The sequence below is a fragment of the Mesorhizobium sp. M7A.F.Ca.AU.002.02.1.1 genome (assembly GCF_003998535.1).
GTDB classification, from domain to species: Bacteria; Pseudomonadota; Alphaproteobacteria; order Rhizobiales; family Rhizobiaceae; genus Mesorhizobium; species Mesorhizobium ciceri.
Genome location: NZ_RZPB01000330.1, coordinates 1 through 6502, shown reverse-complemented (window position 1 = coordinate 6502; position 6502 = coordinate 1). Strand labels below are relative to the sequence as shown.

Genomic DNA, 6502 nt, shown 5'->3' with positions numbered 1-6502 from the left:
GCCCTCTACATCTTCAAGCCAGACATAGGGATCGTCGTCGGGAGCATCAAGCGTTGGACGGACATCAAATGCGTTCATGTCCGGACAGCCTTCAGAAAGAAGGGATAGAGGCTTCCGTCGGCTCGGGAACGCTCAGTGTCGGTAGCGGCGCCCACATGTTCGAAAAGCGTGATCATTGATGAGTTCTTCCAGTCGGTGCGGCATCGCAGTGCTTTTGCGCATAGGGCCGCAACCTTCGTGCCAACTGGGAAAATCGTTTCGGAACAATGCGATCGCTCTGGAAGCGTTGTGTCACATGTCCGACATCGTCGAGAATCCGACAACGAGTGCTCCTCCTAATCACCGGATCAACCTCCGGCGCCAGTCGTGGACACTGTGCAGAACTCGAGAAGTGAAGCTCATTGGAGTGAACCTGGTTGACGCCCAACATCTTCGCTCTGGAGCGCTTCACGCACACGGATTCATGGCAGACACCATGATGCGATCGATGCTGTTAGAGACCAAGCTGGCTGCGCCTGTGAGTTTCAGCCGCCAGCTGGAAGCAGCGGAGTTCTGAGGAGAAGGGTGGGGGGCCCAAGCCCTGCCGCAATCTTGGCCTGCACCGTCCCCTTGATTGTTGTGGGTCAACGTCTGCCTGCCCGCTGAATTTGGCACGCCTTACACCTACGTCACGACCAAGACCTTCCTGTTGCACTTCGGCCTCGACACACTGCGGGATTTGCCCGATTTCGAGGCGATTGAGGTTGCCGCGCTGCTCAGCAAGGAGAAGCTGCTGGCGGGCGATACTCCCATCGGGCTGGTGAGTGGTGGAGGAGGTGAGGAGCGACACTCCAAGGCCAGGACGGGCTAGCGCAGCAGATACATGGAAGTAATCGCTTGATATGAGCGGTTGAGAGTCGAATCAGGGAACTATGCGATCACTATCGATAAGAGGTGGCAATATCGATCGTGATTGTATCGGGCCACTCTACGGCGAAGGAGGCGGCAACTTGTGTCTCCGACCCGAAACGATTACCTTGCGGCCATTATGAGCAAGCATTTGGCATCCGTCTTGACGACGTGAACGCGCCCTGCAGCGTACAGCTGGACGACGCGGCGCTGGCCGATTGCTTTGCGGATCTCGATTTGGCCAAGCAGCATCCCGCTCATGTCAGCGCCTTTCTCGGCGAGGTCCCTCTCGCCCAGCAAGTCGAGTTCGCAACCGCGCACCACATTCGCGGTCGACGAGATGAAGGCTTTTGCCGCCAAGTTCTCTGCCTGGTCCGGCGAAAGCTATCCGCTCGCCGCATAATGGCTGGACATGATAGCCGACGCCCGTCCCGAATGGCGGCGGCTTTTTCGTATTATATCGACCTGATCGACAAGATGCGGCGGAACAGGGGTCCACGTGCGATGCGGCCAAAGCGGATCCAGCTCTCGAGCGCGACTACGGGGTAGGTGTGGTCGCTGGAGCCGCGGCCGACCTCGACCTCGCGCCAGCCGGTCTTGCCGCGCAGGGTGACCAGCAGCCCTTGCCGTCAAAAATCTCGATCCAGCTGGCGCCATCGCTGTTGTCGTCGCGCATGACGTCGAGACCGACGATCTCGGAGCGCCGCAGGCCGCCGCCACAGCCCAGGAGCAAAATAGCGCGGTCGCGCAGGCCCTGAGGTCGTGGCCGAGCGTGGCGATCATCGCCAGCAGATCGTCGCCAGGACCGCCTCTTTCTGCCGCGGTGGCTTTGCGTGCTTGCGGCGAATGCCGGCAAGAACCTTATAGATATGCCGCTCCGCGCGGTCCAACGGCCGGCCGCGCTGGGTAAAGTTCCAGGCGAGGCCGGAAAGCCGCCGCTCGATGGTCGCAAACTAAAGGGCAGGGGCGCCACGCTTCGGATCGCCGGCGGCGGTGCCCGAGGCACAGGCGCTGATATTGAGCCTGATCACCTTCGAGCCCGGAGGCAGGGGATCGAAGCCAGCGCGCCGGCACCAGGAGGAAAAATGCCGCCAATCCTTGGGGTAGGCGTCGCGCGTGTTCTCCGAGGTGGCGTTGTAGCCCCTCGCGGTCTCGACCAGTTCCTGGACATGCGCCGGGACTCTTTGAGCCGGGTCTCCATCTCCTTGTAGAGCTTGTCAAGCTCGCCATCGACTGGCTTCAGGTCGTCGATTGAACATTGCGTCATCATAGGCTTTGTGCCTTGTTGTAGCAGGCATCGTCCGTTCGCGCGGCGGACACAGACATCACCGTCGCTGAGCCGAGAACGACGGTAAAAGAAAATGCACTCACTGACTTCATAACCAATCTCTTTTGCGGGTGATTTAGAAACGGACGCCGAGCTTGGCGCTGAACCCGTGTGTCTGGGCATCCGAGGCGATCTGTCCCTGATAGGCGATGCCGAACGTCGCGTTCTCGGTGATGTTTACGTCAAGCCCAGCTTCGAGCAGAGCTGCGTTCTTTGCGATCGGCACGCCCTTGATGGCGAAGGAGGAACCGCCAGCAAAGGCAAGAGCGGTATCCGGCCTGACGTCGCCGAAGGCGTGGCGCCAGCCAAGACCGCCGCGCGCGGTAGCAGTCACGGTGCCGAGGGTCAGTACCGTCGACGCACGCAGACCTAGCGTGGTAAACGCCGTGTCGCTCGAGCGATCCCCGCTCGACAAGGCGGCTGCGCCGCCATTCTCGGTGAAGCCATCGGCGTCAAAATTCACATAAGCGAGATTAGCGTAGGGCTCGAAGGAAGCCGAAGCCGTATTGATACGGTAGCCGAGCTCGCCAAAGGCCTGGAACGTGCCGGCGTCGTAATCGGCCGAAAGGCTGTCGGCGAAGCCTGGAAAGACCACGGACCTGCCGGTCTCGATGCTGTGCCAGGTATAGGCAAGGCCGGAACGAAAACCGAGATTGCCGTTCTGCGTGCCGGCAAAAAGACCGAGATGGTAATTCTCGCTCGAGCCCGACGACGCGCGATCGTCCGCCTCCAAGGAGGTATGGCTGTAGCCGCTGATGAGGCCGAGCCGCCAGCTTTCGCCGACAGCCGCGTCACCGCCAGCCAGAAAGCCGCCTGTCGAGTGATCGAGACCGGCGGCATTGCCGTCGCTGTCGAGATGACCCCAGGCGCCGAAGCCACGGCCCCATACGGCGAAATTCTCACTCGTTGCCGGGGCCAGTTCCAGACCACCCAGCCCATAAGTCATCACCGGAACGCTGGAGGCACCGACGCCGTCGAACGCCGCACGGATCCGTTCGCTCGCGGCATCGCGTACAGAATGACTGTCCTCGATGAGGCCGCTATGAATGGAAGCATGAACCTCGCCTGATAGCATATCGAAAGCGTTGCGGGCTTCCGGCGCCGTCAGGAACAGGATGTTGTCCTGGATCGGATTACCGCTTCCAAGCGCCTGAGCCGCTGCGGCGACCGAGCGTTGATTGAAGGTGCTGGCTACATCGGCAAACGCCGTCGATGTGCGGCTGATATCGAGATAGACATTGTTGGCATCGTAGACGAGCTGGAAATCGACGAAGGGCGTCGCGTCTGTCGCCAGAGCCCCCGTCAGCCCGCCATAGGTGCCGCTTACGCCGCCTGCTGCGGAGAGCAGAGTATATCGGGCATCGACCGATAGCGTTCCCTGCCGCAGCAGCTCGATCTGCGCGCCGCTGTCGATCGCCGCTGCTCCGCCAACATCGATGAGATCGGACGACCTTGCGAGGTCGACCTGATAGATCGATCCGGACTGCTGCGCGAAATCGCCCGTGACAGTCAGTGTGGTGACGATCCTGCTCGGATCGGTCGCACTGCCAGGAGCGACCGTGCCGCCCTCGGAAATGGTGACCGCACCGTAGGTGCCGCCGCCTGCGACGACACCGCCGCTGTTTGCGATAGCCGTGCCCCCGATCTGCCCGTCATTCCCGAGAAAGCCGGACGTGGTCGCATCATGGGAAAGCACACCTGTATCGGCAAGCAGCAATCCCGCGCCGGAACCGACCGTCGTCATGCCGGAAAAATTGTTCTTTCCGCTCAGCGTTTGCACGCCACCGGCAACGAATAGTTTGCCGCCCATATTATTGTTATCAACGTCGAGGTCGTTGATGCTGCCGGCGAACGTGTCGTTCGAATCCGTTAGCACCAGGGTACGCTTGCCCAGTTCGACCGTTCCGCTGCCACTCAGGCTACGAATACGGGCATCGTTGTAGGCGTCGGAGATTCCCCAATAGTCGCTGCCATTTCCATGTTCGGAGATATCGAACGTGCCGTCTGCAACGACTTTCGCTGACCGTTGGATGTTGCCGAGCCCCGCAAGCGAGAGATAGGCATCCTGAGCAATATTCGTCTCGCCGGTGTAGGTGTTGACATTCGTCATCCGGACCACCGTCTTTGTATCAAGCGTCAGCGATCCGGAGCCGGAGACGACACCCGCTATGCCGAACCCGCCCTCATTCCCCATGCTCGTCGTGATCCTGCTCAGACCGGTCCCTTCGGGTGCGGATGAATCGGTAGAGAAGTTGCTGGCAGTGACGAAATGTGACGTATAAGCGGTATACTTCTTCTCCAGATCGAAAATGACCGATCTGTTTTTGAAGAAGTCAAGACCGGCAACAAAACTGGTCTGGTCATTGGGTTGTTCCGTCGTGCCGCTGGTGTAGGTGAAGTCGATATTGTCCAGCCTTACCGGATCGCCATCCGTTCCTGCGATTGTAACGCTCGGGATGTTGCCCGATGCGCTTACGATCTCGCGTTGCTCATTTCTCCGAACATTTTTAAGTTTGACGCCCGCATCCTGAAATTGCTTCAGCATCGCATCACTGATCTCCAGACTGCCACCGCCCGGTGTGCCGGTGTCGAGCAATACCGCGGTCTTGTTGGGGTCGGTGATTGGTGGGGCTCCATCCTTAACCGTGTACTGCAGATTGTAGCTGCCTTCGTATTCGGTCGAGGCATTGGCGCCAGAGCCAGGAAAATTCTGATAAGAATCCTGATCTTTTTCCTCGGGTTCTCCCCATGGCATGGCATTAGTATATTGGGCCCGGAGGCTTGGATTGAGGTTGACAATCGTGCAGGGGGAACAGCCAGGCGTTTGGTCGCTCTCGGAATCCGGATTCACATTGGCGGAGACCACGTAGCCAGACCTGGTGACACTGCCCATCATGCCCCAGACACTTGTCTTGCCAAGAAAATCGCCGGCCCCGAATGTACCTGCGAAATCGCCGCCTTCGTCTGCCATCTTGCCAGCGGTCATTTTCGCCCGCTGCTCCTTATCGGCGTGATAAGGTTCTTGGAGATCCTGACCATACATATCTTTAAGTCCATCCGTCACGGATCCCGGCGTGCACTTAAGATTGTTGTCCTTGCAATACGCATGGGTATAGACAAAATCGAGAATGCGAGCAGCCCGGTATTTCTTATCGCTTACAGACGGCCCGTCGATTGTTATCTTTTGATCTGGATCGACATATGTAAATTTATCAATTTCCACGTTCTGAAGCTTATTACCATACGTTCCGTCCCCGTACGTATATACGTAAGGCGTGTCGGCAATCGGGCGGACCCCGGTCACCTCTGACCCGATCTGCGTGTTGAGCTGGTCCGAGCCCGTGTCGAATACGTATCGCTGCGCGTTGCCATTGTTGATCTTGGCCCAGATGCCCAGGCGGTCATGGCCTTCCCCGACATACTCCAGCGGGATCGAAATCGGGTCGTCGGCCAACGCTTCTCCAGTTGGAAATGCTACCAGACCCACCCCGAGAGACACAGCCGGCAGGAATACCGTCGTCATCGCGGTGGTTGCCGCCAGAAAGTTCTTTGTCCTGAAACAAGCCTGCATACCTGGTCCTCGAAAAAGTCTCGCAAACTGATTGTTCATTGGAACGGCCTCCTGAATTGTTTAACGAGACCCTTTATGGCGGCCCTGGCTGACAACAGCCTGAAAGCTGCAAGCGGCCTGCGAGAATGGGGCGATCCTGAATGACGACAGGTGCTGTCAACAATGGATGAGTGCTCGGCCTGAAAGCTGAGCACGCTTTATGCTCAGGCTGCTGACAAGGCCAAAGCAGCGTAAGTGCGGAGTGAAATCCAAGGTCCACATGGGTCGTCGCGCTTCCCGTGCGCCTGGGAAGGCGCCGGCCCGGCCAAGCTTTCCCAGATCGTCCGGATGGCGCACAAGATACCGGTTCAGGTCGATCGAGATGGAGGCCGAGGCGTATGCCAAGGCGGTCGACTGCCTGACGAAAGATCAGAATGCGTCGCTGGCGCTCTACGATTTCCGCCGGCAGCGAGCTCAGCTCCTGCCGGGCATCCGTGTTTACTGGCGACGAGACACAAGATGTGCCCAAATTGCCACCAGACCGTCACCTGCGATGAGTTTCGGCAACTGATTTTGTCCTTTCAATCGTCGCCACTTCCTGGCCGCGGCCAACATGGGCCACTCGAAGGCAGCAGACTGGCGGCTATATGGACGGGCTGTGAGCCCGCACCGGAGACATTGGCGAAATCTACGATCTCTATAGCAACGTCAAGGAGAAGCGCGAGGTGTTGCAGATG

The 6502-nt window shown here is 58.9% G+C and carries 3 protein-coding genes and 2 pseudogenes; 2 read left to right on the top strand and 3 right to left on the bottom strand.

What is annotated here, in order from left to right; translation table 11 throughout:
- Window positions 1–295: 295 nt before the first annotated feature.
- Together EN879_RS19905 and EN879_RS19900 are read left to right on the top strand one after the other, a co-directional pair.
- Complete coding sequence (locus EN879_RS19905; protein ID WP_095769041.1) at window positions 296–556, top strand: hypothetical protein; 261 nt, start codon at window positions 296–298, stop codon at window positions 554–556.
- A gap of 93 nt (window positions 557–649) precedes the next feature.
- A pseudogene (locus tag EN879_RS19900) lies at window positions 650–850 on the top strand (SMC-Scp complex subunit ScpB); the annotation flags it as partial.
- 161 nt (window positions 851–1011) lie between these two features.
- On the opposite strand, the gene EN879_RS39045 reads toward EN879_RS19900, so the two are convergent.
- The 3 genes and pseudogenes from EN879_RS39045 to EN879_RS19885 all read right to left on the bottom strand — a co-directional run bounded on the left by EN879_RS39045 (window position 1012) and on the right by EN879_RS19885 (window position 5825).
- Window positions 1012–1248 carry a hypothetical protein gene (locus EN879_RS39045; RefSeq protein WP_063169293.1) on the bottom strand — a complete coding sequence of 79 codons (237 nt, stop codon included), beginning with the start codon at window positions 1246–1248 and terminating at the stop codon, window positions 1012–1014.
- Between the two features lie 116 nt (window positions 1249–1364).
- Window positions 1365–2048 (bottom strand): annotated as a pseudogene (locus EN879_RS40045) (integrase); the annotation flags it as partial.
- 243 nt (window positions 2049–2291) lie between these two features.
- Entirely contained in the window at window positions 2292–5825 is a 3534-nt protein-coding gene (locus tag EN879_RS19885) for an autotransporter domain-containing protein (protein WP_082826570.1), read from the bottom strand.
- Between the last annotated feature and the right edge of the window lie 677 nt (window positions 5826–6502).

Coding starts and splice junctions, on each gene's coding strand:
- EN879_RS19905 (WP_095769041.1), top strand. CDS start 296: ATGTCCGACATCGTCGAGAATCCGACAACGAGTGCTCCTCCTAATCAC.
- EN879_RS19885 (WP_082826570.1), bottom strand. CDS start 5,825: ATGAACAATCAGTTTGCGAGACTTTTTCGAGGACCAGGTATGCAGGCT.